Below are 17394 nucleotides of genomic sequence, written 5' to 3'. Positions count from 1 at the left end.
CTCACAGTGAGAGTGTCAACGTACTGCGCTGACGGCTACGCGACCAGCACGACCTCGGGAGCGCGTGCGGCGGCGCGCTTCGCCAGCACCCCGACCGCCGTCCCGGCGAGGGCGAAGACCGCCGCGAGGAACACCCAGCCCGGCATGCCGTGGTCGACCGCGGTGGCGGTGACCAGCGCCGGGGCGAGCATGCCGGCGAGCGAGTAGCCCGTCTGGGAGAGCCCCTGGTAGCGCCCGGCGCTGAGCGGGTCGGCGAGCTCGAAGGCCAGGCCCCAGCCGCCGGCCTCGCACCAGATCTCCGCCCACGAGGCGAGCAGCTCGGCGACCACGAGGATCGCGACCGCCGCGACGGGGCCGAGGCTGCCGGAGGCGCCGTACAGCAGGCACGCGGCGGCGAGCAGCAGGCTGCCGCGGCGTACCGTCCGGCCGGCGACGCCGATGTCGTGGGTCCCGCGCGCGGCGCGCACCTGGAAGAGCGCGACGAACACGGTGTTGAGCACCAGCAGCAGCGAGATCACGACCTCGGGTGCCTCGGTGCGGGTGACGATCCAGAGCGGGACGCCGACGCTGGTGAGGCCGAACTGCATCGCGATCACGGAGTTCAGGGCGACCGACGTGACGTAGGTGCGGTCGCGCAGCGGCGAGGGTCCGGGCACCCGGTCGGGCTCGAGGTGCGCGTCCATGCGGGCGGCGAAGCCCTCGACCCGGCGCAGCCCGGCCAGCGGCACGGTCGCGAGGGCGGCGAACACCCCGACCGCGACCATCGTGGCCTGGTACGCCGGCGCCGTGTCGACGAGCAGCGCGGCACCCGCGAGCACGGTGCCGAGGCCGATGAAGACGTTGGTGATCACCCGCAGCCGGGCGCGGATCTCGACCCGCTCGGAACTCTCGAACCAGCGCGCCTGGACGGTCGCCTTCGCGGTGCCCTGCAGGCTGCGGCTGCCCACCGCGACGCAGGCGACCAGCGTGAACGCGAGCGCGCTCCCGGCGAAGACGTAGGCGAGGAACGCCAGTCCCTGCACGGCGTTCGCCCACAGCTGGAGGCGATCCGCTCCCATCCGCTCGGTCGCGTAGCCACCGACGAACGAGGCGACGACACCCACCGCGCCGGCGATGGTCAGGCCGATGCCGACCGTCGTCGCCTCCAGCCCGATCACCCGCGTGAAGTAGAGCGCACTGACGCTGTAGAAGAGACCGGTCGAGAGCGAGGCGCTCATCGTCGCGACGGTGAGCGCGCGCTGGACGGGGTCGGCGGGATACAGGAGGCGGGACAGGCGATCGAGCACGGGACAGTTCTGTCACGGGTCTCGGAGGCGGCACCAACGATGTAGCGTTGTGCTACATGGCCGGGCTGATCGAGTACGAGCTGGCCGGGGCCGACCTCGGCGAGGTGCGGTTCGCGCTGTCGCCGCTGAACGAGCTGGCGCTGTCGCTGCGGACCTGGCGCGAGCCCGGTCGCTACCCCCTGATGCTGCCCTGGCTCAACCTCACCGCAGATGCCCGGGCGCACCTCGACGGCGAGCTGCTGCTCGCGCTGACCAACGACAACCTCTGGACCCCGGACTTCCTCACCCCGCGACCGAGCTCACCTCTCACCCGCTTCGACGACAAGCTCGCGGCAGTCGCGGACACCTCGCTCGACGTGCTGCGCGACGACATCGACGAGGTGCATCCGCACGGCAGGCCGGCCGTGCTCACCGGGCGCCGGGACCGGCTGCTGCGCCGGGTCGTGCGCGCGCTGGCGGCGTACTGGGACACCTGCTTCGAGCCCTGGTGGCCGCGGATGCGGACCGTGCTCGAGGCCGACATCGTCTACCGCGGCCGGGTGATCGCGCGCGAGGGGCTGGCCGCGATGTTCGCCGACCTGTCGCCGCGGATCCGGCTCGTCGACGACGTGGTGCGGGTGGAGCTGAGCTCCAAGGCCGGCTTCCGGCGCTCGACCGCCGGTGAGGGGCTGACCCTGGCGCCCACGCTGTTCAGCCGCAACGCGACCGCGCCGATCTCGCCCGACGAACCGCCGCTGATCCTGTACGGCGCCCGTGGGGTCGGCACGCTCTGGGAGGCCCAGGCGCCCGGCGACCGCGATGCGCTCGCGGACCTGCTCGGCGTCGTCCGCGCCAGGCTGCTCGGGCTCCTCGAGTCGCCCGCGTCGTCGACCGAGCTCGCCGTGCGGCTCGGGGTGACGACCAGTGCGGTCAACCAGCACCTGCGCGCGCTGCGCGACGGCGGCCTGCTCACCTCGGCGCGGCACGGCCGGTCGGTGCTCTACCTCCGCTCCGACCTCGGGGACCGGCTGGTCGGCGCATCAGCGCGCCGCTGAGGCCGCGGCCGCAGCCCGCTCCACCCAGCTCGGCGCCTGGCCGTACCGCTGGCTGGGGATGAGCTCGCCGGCCTCGCAGCACGCGATCAGCTGGGCCGCCCGGCGGTCGCGGGTGGCCTCCTGCTTCGCCGAGGTCACCCAGGCCGTGCAGACCTTGCGATAGGTCGCGGTCGAGGCCTCCCAGAAGGCGCGGGCCGCTCGCGATGAAGCCAGCCGGGACGCGTAGGGGTCGGGGAGCTCCGCCGGGAGACGCCCGTGGCTGTACCCCGTCTCCTCGCTACCGCGCTGCTCCCAGATCGCCAGTCCGCTCGGCTGCATCCGCCCCTCGGCGCGCAGCCTCTCGACCAGGTCCAGGTTGACCTTGCTCCAGCGGGAGGTCTTCTTGCGCGGCGTCCACCGCTGCCGCCTCGTGTCGTCGTCGATGCGCTGGGCGAGCGAGTCGATCCACCCCCAGCACAGGGCCTCGGGCACCGCCTGCTCCCACGTGAGACCGCGATCGGGCACGTGCGCACGGTTGAGCCCCATCCAGAGCTCGGTCTCGGAGTCGTGGCAGAGCGCCAGCCACGCACCGAACTCCTCGGCGTCCCGGAAGAAGCGCGCCGGCCGCTCGGGCGTGCCGCCCATCCGACCCGGGACGTCATCATCCGCGCCAGCTGTCATGCGACGAGGGTGGCAGGTGGCGCCGACGGGTGGTCGAGGAAGGCGCGCTGGCGCCTGTCTCGAAACCCCCCGTGACGACGTGCCTCGACCGCGGCGCTGGTCACCGCGTCAGCGCGGCGCCGAGCTCGTCGAGCGTCGTCACCGGGCGCTGGCACACCAGGTTGCGGCAGACGTACGCCGTCGGCACGCCGTCGACGGGCTCGCGACCGATCAGCAGCGGGACGTCGTCGCGCGGGCCGTCCGCGACCACGACGACCGCGCCGGGGTGCCGGCGGGCCCGGTGCTCGAGTGTGTCGCGCTCGGGTCCGGGGGCACCGACGACCGCCACCTCGACCGGGCCGTCGAGCATCGACTCGGCCGCGGCGAGCGACCAGCCGGCGAAGCGTGGCGCCCGCTCGGCGATCGACGCGACCGTCGCCAGCGCGGCCTCGGCCGCGTCACGGTGCCGGCCGGAGCCGGTGATCGCGGCGTACTCCGACAGCGCGTGCACCATCGCGGACAGGCCCGACGGCGAGGCGTTGTCGGACGGGTCGCGCGGCCGGGCGACCAGGGCCTCCGCGTCGTCGGCGGTGTCGAAGAAGCCGCCGTCGGGTGCCGTGAAGTGCGTGAGCGCGGCGTCGAGCACCACGCCGGCGCGCTCCAGCCAGACCGGGTCACCGGTGGCCGACAGCAGATCGAGGAAGCCGGCGGCCACGCAGCCGTGGTCCTCCAGGACCCCGGCCGGTGCGCCGACGGCGCCGTCGCGCGACACCCGGCGCAGCCGGCCGTCGACGACGTGGACCCGCCAGAGCAGCGCACCGACGACCGTGGCGTCCTTGACGTACGTGGGACGCCCCAGCAGCCGGCCTGCTCGGCACAGGCCGCTGATCGCCAGCCCGTTCCACGCGGCGACGACCTTGTCGTCGCGGGCCGGTCGCTCACGGCGGTCGCGGGCGGAGCGGAGCAGCCGCTGGCACCGGTACCAGCGCTGCACGTCGTCCGGGTCCTCGAGGAGCTGCAGCACCGAGGCGCCGTGCTCGAACGTGCCCGCCTCGGTCACGGACAGCAACGCCGCGGCCCACGGCCCGTCCTCGGGGCCGAGGACCTCGGTGACCTGGGCCGGCGTCCAGACGTAGTAGGTGCCCTCGGCGCCCTCGGAGTCGGCGTCCAACGCGGACGCGAAGCCGCCCTCCGGGGTCCGCAGCTCACCGAGCAGGAAGTCGGCGATGCCCTCGGCGACCCAGACGCCGATGTCGGTCCCCCACTCGGCGTACACGCGCAGCAGCAGGGCGTTGTCGTACAGCATCTTCTCGAAGTGCGGCACGACCCACGCGCGGTCCACCGAGTAGCGCGCGAAGCCACCGGCGAGCTGGTCGTGGATCCCGCCGCGCGCCATCGCCTCGAGCGTGGCGCCGAGCATCTCCCGCTCGCCATGGCGCCAGAGGAACTCCAGCACCATCGACGGCGGGAACTTCGGGGCGCCGCCGAAGCCGGCGTGCGCGGGGTCGAACTCGCCCGCCAGCGTCCGCACGGCGGTGTCCAGCACCTCGCGGGTGACCGGCCCGGAGGCCAGCGTGGCCTGCTGGTTCAGGTGCTCGCGCAGCGTCGCCGCGACCCGCGCGACCTCGTCACCACGCGTGTGCCAGGCGTCGTGCAACGCCTGCAGGACCTGGCCGAACGACGGCTGCCCGTGCCGCGGCTGGTCCGGGAAGTAGGTGCCGGCGAAGAACGGGTTGCCGTCGTGGTCGAGCACGCAGGTCATCGGCCAGCCGCCGTGCCCGGTCATCGAGGTCGTCGCCTGCATGTAGACCGCGTCGACGTCCGGCCGCTCCTCGCGGTCGACCTTGATGTTCACGAAGTGCTCGTTCATGTACGCCGCGGTCGCCGCGTCCTCGAACGACTCGTGCGCCATCACGTGGCACCAGTGGCAGGCGGCGTACCCGACGCTCAGCAGGACCGGGACGTTGCGGCGCCGCGCCTCGTCGAACGCCGCGGGCTCCCACTCCCACCAGTCGACGGGGTTGTCGGCGTGCTGCAGGAGGTACGGCGAGGTCGCACTGGCGAGTCGGTTGGCCACAGCGCCATCCTCCTGCACTCCGCCAACCCACCCGACCGGCTGCGGCCGCCCACCGACTCCACGACATCACCGACATTGGGGATTGCGGCTCGCTTTCGTTGACCGCGTCACCCGGAAGGCGGTCGTATCGAGGGTGCTGGACCGGCTCGCACCTGCTCGGGCAACGTTCCACCGCGCGGGTCCGCGGAAGTCATCTCTCGCCCCCGACCCTGAGGTGGAGCCTCCATGAAGCGAACTCTGACTGCGCTGTCCGTCGCCACGTTGCTCGCGCTGACCATGGCGCCCGCCGGGTTCGCGGACACCGGAACGATCGGCGGCGGCACGTCCGTCACGACGACGCTGACCGGCCCTGCTGACGGCGCTTCGTTCGTCGCCGGCGCGGGGATCCCGGTCGCCGGGACGGTCGACGTCGGCCAGGGCACCGCGGTGAAGGACACCGATCTCGCCTTCGTGCTCGACACCTCGACCAGCACGGCCGCGTCCTCCGGCCTGTCCTGCGGAACGATACTCAGCTGCGAGAAGGCGACCACGCAGAGCGTGGTCACCTCGGTCGACCAGGTCCGATCACCGATCGCCGCGGTCGGCGTCGTCGCCTTCCCGGGCACGGCGACGGTGCCGCTGGTCTCCCCCGCAGCCTTCAGCAACGACCTCAGCGCGTTCACGTCGTCCGGCAGCACCGAGTTCAACGTGGGCATCACGCGCGCCCGCGACATGCTCACGGCCTCGGGGACGTCGCCCAAGGACGTCATGGTGCTGCTCACCGACGGTGACGGCACGACCGCCCCGGTCTCCGGGGTCGGCGCCATCGTCATCAAGGCATTCGCGATCGCCGGTGCCGGATGCAGCGCGACCCTCCAGCAGGCTGTCAGCCAGGGCGCGGCGGGCAGCGAGTGCCAGGTGGTCTCGTCCCTCGACGCGCTGCCGAGTGTCGTCACCGACACCATCGACTCAACGCTCGACAGCGTCGACATCACGGTCAACGGCACGGTCGTGCAGACCCTGCCGGTCACAGCGCAGGGCCAGAGCTCCACGCCGTTCTCCACGACCCTCACCGGGATCGCTGCCGGCAACGGTCAGGTCGTGTGCGCGGTCGCGCACGCCACGGATGCCGGCGGGACCGGAACGGTCAGCGACTGCAGCACGATCAGCGTCCTGCCCGCGGGCACCGTGGTGGTCGACTGCACCGGGACCGCCACCTGCAGCGGATCGGCCACCGACCCCGGCAGGTCGACACTGGAGTTCCGTGCGCCGGGCGAGTTCAACGAGGTGGTCACCATCGCTCCGACCGCTACCACGCCACCCGACTGCGGCGGCTCACCGTGCAAGTCCGGGTTCAACGTCGGATTCCCCACGACCGACCCGAACGGGCCGATCGCCAGCGTCACGCTGACGACCGCCCAGCGGGTGTCGATCCTCGACCGGTTGAAGGCGGCGATCTACCTGGACGGCACTCGCATCAAGGCTCAGTGCTCCAGCAACCTGCTGATCCGCTGGATCCGTGACCGGTTCGGCATCCCCGAACCGATCCCGTGCAGCACGATCAGCTATCGCCCGGACGGCCGCGTCCAGTACTTCCTGAAGTTCAACGCCGACCCGAAGATCACGATCAAGTAGCCCCGCCGACGACCTCGTAGCGCGGCTCGGGCTGCCTGCGGACGCCGAGGCTCAGCCGCGCCTCGAGGCGGGCACCCTCCGCCGCGAACGCGGGCACGACTTCCTGGCCACGCCAGCCGGAGACGAGCTGCAGGGCGCGGATGGCCAGCGCGACCTCGTGCGCTGCTTCGCGATCTCGGCTGATCTCGAGCGCACGAGTCAGGTCCTGGAGGTCGCTGTCGGGCGAGATCACGGCGCAGGCAGTGCCGCGCAGTCGGTAGATCGCCGGCAGCAGGTGCTCCAACCCTCCGCGCGCCGGATCGCCCGCGAGGGCGTGGTCGAGCAGCTCGACCGCCTCCTCGGCCCGGCCCGTGAGCAGCATCAGCTCGGCGATCACGACGTCGGTCTCGACGACATCGGCCGAGGCGCCCAGTGCCGCGAACCCTGCCCGCGCGCTCTCGAGCAGGACACCCGCGGCCTCGAACGCACCGGACCGGCACCGGCAGAGCCCTCTCAGACGGTCGGCGAAAGCGACGCTCCACAGGTCGTCGTCGGCGCGCCACACCGACGAGGCGGAGGCGAGCAGGGCATCGGCCTCGTCCAGGACACCCTGCTCGAGCAGGACCTCGGCGAGGTTCGCGTTCGCGGTCGCGATGCCGGCCGGGTCGCCGGTGCGCTCGCGAGCGATCCGGGACCGTCGGTACAACGCGACGGCGTCGTCCCACTCCCCCGCGAAGAAGGCGTACGCGCCGAGGATGTTCGTGGCGGCCGCCTCTCCCGGAAGGTTCCCGAGCTCCGAGTAGATCGCGAGGGCGCGACGAGTCCCCGACAGGTCGGTGCCGCCCTCCAGGTGGCTGCGGGCGACGTCCAGCGCCATGAGCGCACGCGCCAGGGTCGGCGAGTCGCCGAGCGGACCGGCCAGGCGCACGGCTTCGGCCCCGGCGCGCGCGGCGTCCGCGAACCTGCCCTGGCGGAGCCTGGTCGCGCCGAGCCAGGCGTAGAGCTCGGCTCGCAAGTCGTCGGCGGCAGCGTCGACGGAGTCGAGCACGCGCAGGCCCCGGTACACCGAACGCACAGCGCTCACGTAGCGACCGAGCTGCTCGTCGATGAACGCGGTCTTCAGGAGCATCCTCGCCTCGACGACGGGCTCCCCGGCCGACAGCCTGCGTGCCGCGGCGTACGTCTTGCGCGCCCCCAGCAGGTTGCCGGTCAGCTCCTCGACGTCGCCCAACGACTCCAAGGTCTGCACCCGCACACCACCGTCGACGTCGACCTGGGCTGCCGAGTGCAGCGCCCGCCGGTAGAGGGTCGCGGCCTCGACGTTCGCATACATGGCCTTCGCGCGGTCCCCCGCCTCCGTCGAGTACCGCCAGGCCTCCTCGTGGCGACCGGCCTCGTGGAAGTGCAGGGACAACAGCGGGACGAGGTCGTCGACTTCGCCGCCGCCGCGTCGCAGGATCGACTCGCCGACGCGTTCGTGCAGCTCCCGCCGGACTCGGTAGGGCAGGCCCTCGTAGGCGACGTCGCGCACGAGGTGGTGCCGGAACCAGAGCCATCCCCTGTCGTCCGCGCGCAGGAACTCGTCGAGCTGGGGCAGCCCGTCGTCGCCGTCGCGCGCACCGGAGGGTAGGACGTCGTGCACGTACTCCCGGTCGAAGCCGGCGCCGAGCACGGAGAGGTGGCGCAACAGGGTTCGCTCGGCACTCTCCAGCCGGTCGATGCGCGCTGTCAGCAGCCCTTGGACCGTGGTGGGCAGCGAGTCGGCGTCGTCCCCCGACTGCACCGCGTTGAGCAGCTCGAGCAGGAAGAGCGGGTTGCCGCCCGAGCGTTCCACGAGAGTGGCGACCTCGTGCGCCGGCAGCGGGTGGTTCTCGGTCAGCGCCTCCACGAGCAGGGCGAGCTGCTCTGCGCCGAGCGGGTGCAGGTGCAGGACGACATCGGCGGGTCGGATCTGCTCCGTCTGGCCGCCCGGATCGGGCCGCTGCGCGACGATCACGACCCAGGGGCGCGCGTCGAGACCGGACACCAGGGCGTTGGTCAGCTGGCAGGAGGCGTCGTCCATCCACTGCGCGTCCTCGATGCACAGGACCACAGGCTCGGTCAGCACGGTCTCGAGCAAGGACACCACGGCCGACTCGAGCTGCTCGTGGAGGAACTCCAGCTCCAGCGCCAGCACCTCGGGGGACGGTTCCACGAGCACGCCGCACGCGGTCGCGATCAGCGACAGCCACGGCATCAGGTCCGGACGACGCTCGCCGACGAGCTGCCGGAGCTCGGCTTCCCGGTTCGTCTCCGACAGAGACAGCAGCTCACCCAGCAGCTCGGAGAACGGGAAGTAGGGGGTGGACGACTGGTAGAGGCGGCACGCCACCCTGCGAAAGGGCATCGAGTCGTCCGCCTGGAACTCCTGGAGCAGCCGGCTCTTGCCGGCACCCGGGTCCGCGACGACCTGGAGGTAGGTCCCCGATCCCCGCTGCGCGGCGGTCCGCGCGGCCAGGAACGCCTCGAGCTCCGGCTCCCGCCCGACGAGGGGTACGTCGGTGGACGCCACGTCGTTGCGGGCGCCACGGGCCGCACCGACCTCGAACGCGGTCACCGGCCGGGCCTTGCCCTTGACGCTGAAGGGCGGCACCGGCGTCAGGTCGAACAGGGTCCGCGACCGGTCGAGCACGGGCGCGGTGGAGTACACAGTGCCGGGGCGGGCCTTGGACATCACGCGGGCGCCGAGGTTCACCGGGTCACCCATGGTGAGGAAGGTGGCTCGCGCGCCACCGTCGATCTCCCCGGTGAAGACCGGACCACTGTTCACACCGGCGCGCAGCGTCAACCCGACGTCGAGCGAGACGATCTCCCGCAACGCCAGCAGCATGTTCTCCTCGTCCTGCCCGGTGCTGAGCGGCGCCCCGGCGCTCAGGTAGAACTTGCCGCCGTCGACCGCCAGGTCCGCGGACTGGAAGCAGATCCCACGAGCGTCGATGGCCTCCTGGGTGCCGACCACCAGGGCATCGAGCCGTCGAGCGGCCTCGCCGGCCCCGAGCCGCTCGATGACCTCGTCCAGGCCGTGGTAGCCGACGAACGCGACGGTCGCCGTGCGGTGCTCGGACTCGCCCCGGCCCGCGGCGACGGTGCGACGGAGCCCGGAGGCGACGAACCGATCCATGTCCGGCGCCGGCGGCAGCCGCACGAGGTCGTACGGCGGTGCCGCCACCGTGCCGACGAGCCGGAGGGCCGTGTCGCCCGTCGCACCGAGGTTCCGCCTGTCCAAGGCAGCGGCCGTGGACGGGCCGACGAGGATCTGACCCCGCTCGGCCGCGGCCTCGAGCGTCACGAGGTGCGAGGCGGCGGCGCCTCCCAGCACCAGCTGGCGGTGCGAGCGCCCGACCAGGAACCAGTCGAAGTCGCCGCTGTGGACGCCGACGGTCATCGAGAGTCGCACCCCGGCGACGGCGAGGGTCAGCTCGCCGAGCGAACGAATCGTCCGGCGCATCTCCAGCGACGCCGCGGCCGCCCGCTGCTCGTGCGCGGTGTCGCGGAAGAACAGCAGCACGGCGTCGCCGCCGAACTGGACCAGCGTCCCGCCGAACGAGCTCGCGACCGCCAGGAGCCGGGTGAAGCAGGACTCGATGACGCCGACGATGTTCTCGGCGCCCACCTTCCCCTGCCTCGACAGGCGCTCGGACATCTTGGTGAAGCCGGAGACGTCGGCGAACACGAGCGTCCCCGGCATCCGCCGGTGCAGGCTCGTGGAGTCGTCGTGCAGCGCCCACTCACGCACCAGCCGAGGGACGTACACCTCGAAGGCGTCTGCACCGCTCATGGCCGTCACCACCCCCGCTCGCGGTGTCCCAGGGCCACGCCCGGTGGGAGACGTTCATCCCGACGCGGACGATCCAGCGGGCCTGCTTGCACTACCTTCGGCACGTGGACCTGGTGCTGCTGGGCGTTCGCGGATCGACACCGGCCCCGGGACCGGGCTTCGTCCGGTACGGCGGCCACACCTCGTGCGTCGCCGTGGTGCCGACAGGCGCGACCGCACCGACCCTGCTGCTCGACGCCGGCACCGGCATCGGTTCCCTCGGTCTGCTGCTCGGCCAGGAGCCCTTCCGTGGTTCGATCCTGCTCAGCCACCTCCACTGGGACCACGTCCAAGGACTCCCGTTCTGCCGGGCCGTGGACCGCGACGACTCCCGGGTCGACCTGCACGTGCCGGTGCAGGACGGCGTCTCCGCCCGGGACCTGCTGGCCCGCATGCTCTCGCCGCCGTCGTTCCCCATCGAGCCCGAGGGCCTCCTCGGACGCTGGCGGTTCCTGGGCACTCCCGACGGGACGGTGTCCCTCGAGGGATTCGAGGTCACCGCGGCCGAGATCGAGCACAAGGGCGGACGCACCATGGGCTTCCGGGTGGCCGACGCAGCCGGCTCGTTCGCCTACCTTCCCGACCACGCGCCGGCACGCGGCGTCTCCGCCCAGACGAGAGCCCTGGTCGAAGGGGTCGACGTGCTGCTGCACGACGCCCAGTTCACCGAGGACGAGCGGAGCCTCGCCGGGGACTACGGCCACGCCACGGTGCAGGACGCGGTCGCCCTGGCCGATGACGCGGGGGTGGGGAGGCTCGTGCTCTTCCACCACTCGCCCGTGCGCACCGACGCCCAACTGGACCGGATCACCGACGGCGTGTCCGCCCGGGTCCCGCTCCTGACTGCCAGAGAGGGGATGCGCATCCCCGTGTGCAGGGCGGGATAGCAACCGCATGTCCCGCGTCCTCAGACCGCGATGCGCCGCGTGACGATCGACTCCGCTGCCATCCGTGCGTCGTCCTGGCCGGTGACCGCGGCCAGGAAGTCGTCGCGCTCCAGGGCCAGCAGCACGGTGTCGGAGTCCGCGGTGATGGTCGCGGTCCGGGGTACGTCGCGCAGGAGACCGATCTCGCCGAAGAAGTCCCCGGCTTCCTCGTGCCGGACCACCCGGTCGCCGTGGGAGACCGCGACCGTGCCCGACTCGATGATGAAGAACCGGTCCGAGACCTGGCCCTCCGTGATGATCGTCGAGCCCGCCGGCACCTCGAAGTGGACCAGCTTGCGGGCGAGACGCTCGATCGTGTCGGGCGACAACGGCGCGAACATGGGCACCGACTCGAGCAACGGCACGGCCGGCGGCACGCCCAGCCGCCGATCGAGGGCCAGCGCGGCGGGGATCCACGGGATCGCGAGCGCCGCGACCCCGAGCCCGAGGACGAGCAACGAGGTCTCGAAGCCGACGGCGTCGATCAGGAACGGCATCATCAACGACCCCAGCGCCATGGTGCCGATGCAGGCGCCCTCGAGCGTGCCGAAGACGCGGCCGAGCAGCTCGTCCGGCGTGATCCGCTGGATCAGGGTGGCGAAGTTGACGTCCACGAGCGGGTTGCCGAAGCCCATCACGACCGCCGCGGCGAAGACGGTGCCCCAGCTCGGCACGAGCCAGACCAGGAGCAGCGGCAGGGACCACAGCATGACGCCGACGAGCAGGTCCCAGCACAGCCGGCGCTTGCGGGCCCGAGCGATCGCGAACACGCCGCCCAAAATCGCGCCGACACCGAAGACCGAGTCGATGTAGCCGACGCCCTCCGATCCCGTCTCGAGGATGTCCACCGCCATCACGATCATGAAGACCGCCGACGCGCCGGCGACGATCGTCTGGACACAGAGCAGGGCGCCCACCATCAGGATGTCGCGGTCGTGTGCCACCGCGCCGAACCCGCCGAACAGCTGGCCGAAGAAGCCCGACGGTTCGTCGTCATCCTCACCGGACGCCGCCACCGAGATCGGGGTCTCAGGGCGGCCTTCTCGCTCGTGGATGCCGAGGACCAGCAATGCTGAGACCAGGAAGGTCGCGGCGTTGAGGAGGAAGACCGTCGGCACGTCGGTCGCCGTGATCAGCAGCGCGCCCAGGCTCGGCCCGATGAAGAACGAGAGACTCTCCAAGGTGCTCGAGGTGCCGTTGGACGCCGTCAGCTCCTCCGGGCTGTCCGCCAGCTTCGGCATCCACGCGTTCTGGGCGGGGCGGAACGCCGCGCCTGCCAGGCTCGCCAGGCCGGCGAGGACGAAGACGGGCCACGGATCGGTGTCGAGGAGGAGACAGGCCGCGGCCAGGGCGACCAGCACGAACCGGGCGACGTCGGAGACGACCATCACCGACCGGCGCGGCCACCTGTCGGCCGCGATCGCGAGCATCGGGGACGCGACAGCGATCAGGCCCAGGCGGACGGTGTAGTAGAGCCCGACCGCCTTGGCGCCACCCACGCCGTACGCGAAGACCGCGACGGCGGTGGCGTACGCCCAGTCACCGATCATCGAGCCCGCGAGAGCGAGCTGGATCCGACGCAGCCGCGGGTTGCGGAACACCGAGGCGAGGGAGTCACGGGTCTCGCGGAGCGCGGCGCGGGCGTTGCCGATCGCCCCGGCAGGACTGCTGGCGACCTCTGTCATGGCGGACTGACCTACGTTCTCCAGAGCGACGGACCCTCCATAGTCGACCTCGCGCGCTCGGCAGATGTGCCCTCCGGGCGACATCTGACCAATTCTGGTCATGCGCCCCGGGACCCGATCTCGCAAGCATCGGACGAAACGAGTCCCGTGGGAGGGGCAATGGTGTCTGCATGAGTGCGCCCGTGGTGTCGCGACCACCGTCCTCGCGAGTCTCCGAGTCGCGCATCCTGGTGGTCGCGGCGTTCGGTGCGTTCCTCGCGTTCCTGGACGCGACCGTCGTCAACGTCGCGTTCCCCGACATCCGGGAGTCCTTCCCGACGTCCACGGTCAGCGACCTGTCCTGGGTGCTCAATGCCTACAACATCGTCTTCGCGTCGTTCCTGATCGTCTGCGGTCGCCTCACCGACCTGCTCGGACGCAGGCGGATGTTCGTGCTGGGCACCGCGATCTTCACCCTCGCCTCGGTGTGGTGCGCGCTGTCCGGATCCCTGGAGATGCTGGTCGTGGCCCGGATCGTGCAGGCGCTGGGCGCGGCCGTCCTGGTGCCGGCGTCACTCGCGATCGTGGTGGAGGCGTTCCCCGAGGAGCGCCGCAGCCATGCGGTCGGGCTCTGGGGTGCGGCGGCAGCCCTCGCGGCCGGCCTCGGTCCCCCGATCGGCGGCGCGCTCGTCGAGCTCGGCGGCTGGCGGCTCGCGTTCCTGATCAACCTGCCGATCGGCATTGCCGCGATCGTCGTCATCCGGCGCAACCTCGTCGAGAGCCGAGCGCCCGGCAGGAGGCGGATGCCCGACCTCCGCGGTGCGCTCCTGCTGGCGATCGCGCTCAGTGCCCTGACGCTGGGGATCGTCCAGGGCAACGAGTGGGGCTGGTCGAGCCCGCGCGTGCTCGCCGCCTTCGGCGCCGCGATCCTGCTCGGCCTCGGGTTCGCGCTCAGCTCGCGGGTGCATCCGCAGCCGCTGCTGGACCGCACGCTGTTCGCGATCAGGCCGTTCTCCGTGGGCAACGGCGTCACCGTGGTGGCCGGGATGGGCTTCTACGCCTACATGCTCACCAACATCCTCTGGCTCCAGTATGTCTGGGGCTACTCGATCCTGTCGGCCGGCCTCGCCCTCGTCCCGGGAGCGCTGGTCGCGGCCGTCGTCGCGGGGGCGCTCGGTGACGTGGCCCAGCGCTACGGCTACCGGTTCGTGATCGTGCCCGGCGCGCTCGTCTGGTGCGCCGCCTACCTCTGGTACGCCGAGGTCGTCGGCCCCGACCCAGCCTTCCTGACCCAGTGGCTGCCCGGCCAGGTGCTCAGCGGCATCGGCGTCGGCGCGACACTGCCGATCCTCGGCAGCGCCGCACTGGCCGCCGTGCCCGGCGGACGGTTCGCGACGGCGTCGGCCGTCGTGTCCAGCGCGCGGCAGCTCGGCGGGGTCCTCGGCATCGCGATCCTGGTGGTCATCATCGGCACACCCACGCCGCTGAACGCCGCGGACGTGCTGCGTGACGGCTGGCTGTTCTGCGCCGCGTGCTTCGGGGTGGCGGCGGTGGGAGCGCTGACGCTCGGCCCGGTGCGACCGGCGGCCGGCGAGCAGGTGGAGGCGCCACGCTCCATCGACGTACACGTGCCGGCCGACCAGGCCGCCGACGAGACGGAGACCCTGCTGCCCGAGCCGGTGCAGGCCTCGACCTTCCTGGGTCGCCTGCCCGACGAGGCCCGGCGGCGCATCGAGGCGGCCGGCTCGCGGCTCGACCTGCCCGCCGGCCAGTGGCTGGTACGACGCGGCGACCCGGCCGACTCGCTCTACCTGGTGATGTCGGGACGGCTCGAGGTGGTCGTCGACGACGTCGTCGTGCGCGAGCTGGGACCGGGCGCTGCCGTGGGCGAGCTGGCGCTGCTGACGACCGGGCGTCGTACCGCGTCGGTGCGGGCGCGACGTGACACCACCCTGCTCGCCCTTCCGCGGCAGGACTTCCTGGACCTGCTCGAGGAGACGCCGGCCACCGCCGTGGCCGTCGCCACCGCTCTGGCGGAACAGCTGGCGACGGCTCGCCCGAACGAGGTGCCGAACAGCGGGCCAGCGCGACTCATCGCCGTGGTGGGCGCTGGACCGGCCAGCCCCGTGTCGGCCGTGGCCGGCGCGTTGGCGGCGCGCATCGCCTCGCACTGCGACGTCCACGTGTCCACCGGCGCCGACGCCGAGCAGCTCGCCCGGGCCGAGCAGCTGCACGACCGCGTCCTGCTGGTGGCCGATCGCCACGACGATCCCTGGTGGCAGGCGACCGTGCGCCAGAGCGACCGCGTGATCCTGGTGGCCCGCACCGACGAGCCGGTGCTCGAGCGGTGGGACGGGCCGGCCGGGGTCGACCTGGTCCTGGTCGGACCGACCGACGACGCGATCGTGAACCGCTGGATCGACCTGCTCCATCCGTGGCAGGTCGTCAGTGCTCCCGCACCGGACGAGGGCATCGACGCGCTGGCGCGCGCCATCGCGAATCGCTCGCTCGGGCTGGTCCTGGCCGGCGGCGGAGCCCGCGCCATGACCCACATCGGCGTCCTCCAGGAGCTCGAGGACGCGGGCATCGTCATCGACCGGATCGCCGGCACCAGTCTCGGCGCGATCGTCGCGGCGACCTATGCGCTCGGGCTCGACGGCCGGGCGGTCCAGGAGCTCCACCACGAGGGCTTCGTGCGCGGGAACCCGTTCGGCGACTACACGATCCCGTCCAAGGCGCTCACCAAAGGCCGTCGTACGCCCGAGCGGTTGCGCTACTTCCTCGGGGACGACACCCGGATCGAGGCACTCCCGCGGTTGTTCCGGTGCGTGTCGGTGGACCTGCATGCCCGCAGCCAGGTGGTCCACCGCTCCGGGCTGCTGTGGGAGGCGGTCGCGGCGTCGGCGCGGCTGCCGATCCTCACGCCGCCGCTCCAGGTCGACGGGAGACTGCTGGTCGACGGGTGCGTGCTCGACAACCTGCCCGTCGACACGCTGCTGGAGCGCCAGGAGGGACCGATCGTGGCGGTCAACATCGGCGGCGGCGATCGGGCGCCGCGGGCAGGGGAGGCGCCGCGCGTCCCCGCGCTCGGCGATGCGCTCCTCCGGCTCATGATGATCGGCGGCCAGGGCACCGCACAGCACGCTCGCGAACGCGGGGCGTTCGTGATCACCCCGCCGTCCTCGGGCGTGGGCATGCTGGAGTTCCACCAGCTCGACCGGATGGTCGAGAGCGGTCGGTTGGCGGCGCGGGCCCTGCTGGAGTCCACCGGCGGTGACCTGTGGCGATGAGCGCCGGTCATGACCGCCGGGGCAGCACCTCGACGAGCAGGTTCGCGTAGACCGGGGCGCTCATGCGCGAGCCCTGCCACGCACGGCCGGGAGCACGACGAAGGTGGCGACCGCCGCGACGCCGACCCCGAGCCCCGTCTCGAGGAGCCGCTCCCAGAACCGGCTGCCCGCGTCGTCCGGGTCGCCGGCGAGCAGCAGCAGGAACACCAGGCACGTCGTGAACGTCGGCAGCACGTACCACCGGCTCCCGACGGTCCCCGTGACCGCCGCGATCACGCCCAGCACCGCGAGCGCGTACACCCAGTCGGGCGGTCCCGCGAGGACGAGCAGGATCGCGGCGCCGGCGCCGAGGGCCACGTCGGCCAACCGGTCGAGCGAGCGCAGCCGTTGGGCCGGCGGGTCGGGTCGCATCACGAGCAGCGCCGCCGCGGGCGCCCAGCCCACGTGCTCCAGGCCGGTGGCGAAGCCGACCGTGGCGCACACCGCGCCGGCCGCACCGGCGACCCAGCCGTACGGCACGATCACCGCTCTGGGCGGCATCGGCGCGGGCGCCGGCGGCGACCCGTCGTGCGTCGGCCAGGCGAGCGCCACGAGCACGGACCACGCCGTGCCCAGCAGGATGTCGCCGGCGAGCGGGCCGACCGCGTCGGTGCCGGGATAGCTGAACCCGATGGCGAACAGGGGCAGGCACAGCAGCAGCCCCAGCATCGCGAGCGGCCGGCCCAGCGCGGCGACCGCGTGCCCGAGCAGGCCGCCGGCGAGGACGATGCCGGCGACCGCCAGCACCGGCCACTGCGCCAGGAAGCCGCCCAGGACGATCGACGCGGCGGCGAGCACGCCGTAGATCCCGGTCCCGACCCGCGCGCGCCTGCTCGGCGCCAGCGGCATGGAGCAGACGGGGATCAGCCCCACGGCCAGCCCGGCCGCCAGCTGCACGTCCCAGAACGCGGCGACGGCGGCCGGCGCTCCGGCGACGACGCCGCGCAGCGCGTACGACCAGCGCCAGGTCAGCCCGATGCGGTCGGCCAC

General features: G+C 72.6%; 10 protein-coding genes. 4 read left to right on the top strand and 6 right to left on the bottom strand.

Going from position 1 to position 17394, the window contains the following annotated elements:
• Nucleotides 1-35 precede the first annotated feature (35 nt).
• On the bottom strand, nucleotides 36-1286 hold the full coding sequence (locus tag MJ604_RS14445; RefSeq protein ID WP_243059196.1) for an MFS transporter: 1251 nt from the start codon (nucleotides 1284-1286) through the stop codon (nucleotides 36-38).
• Between the two features lie 56 nt (nucleotides 1287-1342).
• On the opposite strand from MJ604_RS14445, the gene MJ604_RS14440 reads away from it, so the two are divergent.
• A complete protein-coding gene (locus MJ604_RS14440) occupies nucleotides 1343-2320 on the top strand; it encodes a DUF5937 family protein (RefSeq protein ID WP_243059195.1) in 978 nt (325 codons plus the stop codon).
• Here the strand turns inward: MJ604_RS14440 and MJ604_RS14435 are convergent.
• Nucleotides 2306-2980: a YdeI family protein gene (locus MJ604_RS14435; protein WP_243059194.1), complete on the bottom strand. Its 675-nt coding sequence runs from the start codon at nucleotides 2978-2980 to the stop codon at nucleotides 2306-2308. The two genes, MJ604_RS14440 and MJ604_RS14435, sit on opposite strands and share 15 nt — an antisense overlap.
• 100 nt (nucleotides 2981-3080) lie before the next feature.
• A complete protein-coding gene (locus tag MJ604_RS14430) occupies nucleotides 3081-5036 on the bottom strand; it encodes a thioredoxin domain-containing protein (RefSeq protein WP_243059193.1) in 1956 nt (651 codons plus the stop codon).
• 225 nt (nucleotides 5037-5261) lie between these two features.
• Here MJ604_RS14430 and MJ604_RS14425 point away from each other — a divergent pair, with 225 nt between their 5' ends.
• Nucleotides 5262-6650 (top strand): vWA domain-containing protein, encoded by a 1389-nt coding sequence (locus tag MJ604_RS14425; RefSeq protein ID WP_243059192.1) that lies wholly within the window; start codon nucleotides 5262-5264, stop codon nucleotides 6648-6650.
• Here MJ604_RS14425 and MJ604_RS14420 read toward each other — a convergent pair.
• Complete coding sequence (locus MJ604_RS14420) at nucleotides 6643-10446, bottom strand: adenylate/guanylate cyclase domain-containing protein (protein ID WP_243059191.1); 3804 nt, start codon at nucleotides 10444-10446, stop codon at nucleotides 6643-6645. The two genes, MJ604_RS14425 and MJ604_RS14420, sit on opposite strands and share 8 nt — an antisense overlap.
• A gap of 104 nt (nucleotides 10447-10550) precedes the next feature.
• Here MJ604_RS14420 and MJ604_RS14415 point away from each other — a divergent pair, with 104 nt between their 5' ends.
• Nucleotides 10551-11372 (top strand): MBL fold metallo-hydrolase, encoded by an 822-nt coding sequence (locus MJ604_RS14415; protein WP_243059190.1) that lies wholly within the window; start codon nucleotides 10551-10553, stop codon nucleotides 11370-11372.
• Between the two features lie 20 nt (nucleotides 11373-11392).
• On the opposite strand, the gene MJ604_RS14410 is transcribed toward MJ604_RS14415, so the two are convergent.
• A complete protein-coding gene (locus tag MJ604_RS14410; protein ID WP_243059189.1) occupies nucleotides 11393-13096 on the bottom strand; it encodes an MFS transporter in 1704 nt (567 codons plus the stop codon).
• A 170-nt stretch (nucleotides 13097-13266) separates the two neighbouring features.
• On the opposite strand from MJ604_RS14410, the gene MJ604_RS14405 reads away from it, so the two are divergent.
• Nucleotides 13267-16365: an MFS transporter gene (locus MJ604_RS14405; protein WP_243059188.1), complete on the top strand. Its 3099-nt coding sequence runs from the start codon at nucleotides 13267-13269 to the stop codon at nucleotides 16363-16365.
• 60 nt (nucleotides 16366-16425) lie between these two features.
• Here the strand turns inward: MJ604_RS14405 and MJ604_RS24290 are convergent, their stop codons facing one another.
• Nucleotides 16426-17394 (bottom strand): FUSC family protein, encoded by a 969-nt coding sequence (locus MJ604_RS24290; protein WP_243059187.1) that lies wholly within the window; start codon nucleotides 17392-17394, stop codon nucleotides 16426-16428.

It is taken from the genome of Nocardioides sp. SR21 (assembly GCF_022761125.1).
Lineage (GTDB): Bacteria > Actinomycetota > Actinomycetes > Propionibacteriales > Nocardioidaceae > Nocardioides.
Note: the sequence above shows the minus strand (reverse complement) of the source record. Positions and strands in the feature narration are given on the sequence as shown.

Bases quoted from the DNA above. Each gene is read 5' to 3' on its own strand.
- MJ604_RS14410 (WP_243059189.1), bottom strand. From the start codon at position 13,096: ATGACAGAGGTCGCCAGCAGTCCTGCCGGGGCGATCGGCAACGCCCGC.
- MJ604_RS14435 (WP_243059194.1), bottom strand. From the start codon at position 2,980: ATGACAGCTGGCGCGGATGATGACGTCCCGGGTCGGATGGGCGGCACG.
- MJ604_RS14405 (WP_243059188.1), top strand. From the start codon at position 13,267: ATGAGTGCGCCCGTGGTGTCGCGACCACCGTCCTCGCGAGTCTCCGAG.
- MJ604_RS14425 (WP_243059192.1), top strand. From the start codon at position 5,262: ATGAAGCGAACTCTGACTGCGCTGTCCGTCGCCACGTTGCTCGCGCTG.
- MJ604_RS14420 (WP_243059191.1), bottom strand. From the start codon at position 10,446: ATGAGCGGTGCAGACGCCTTCGAGGTGTACGTCCCTCGGCTGGTGCGT.
- MJ604_RS14440 (WP_243059195.1), top strand. From the start codon at position 1,343: ATGGCCGGGCTGATCGAGTACGAGCTGGCCGGGGCCGACCTCGGCGAG.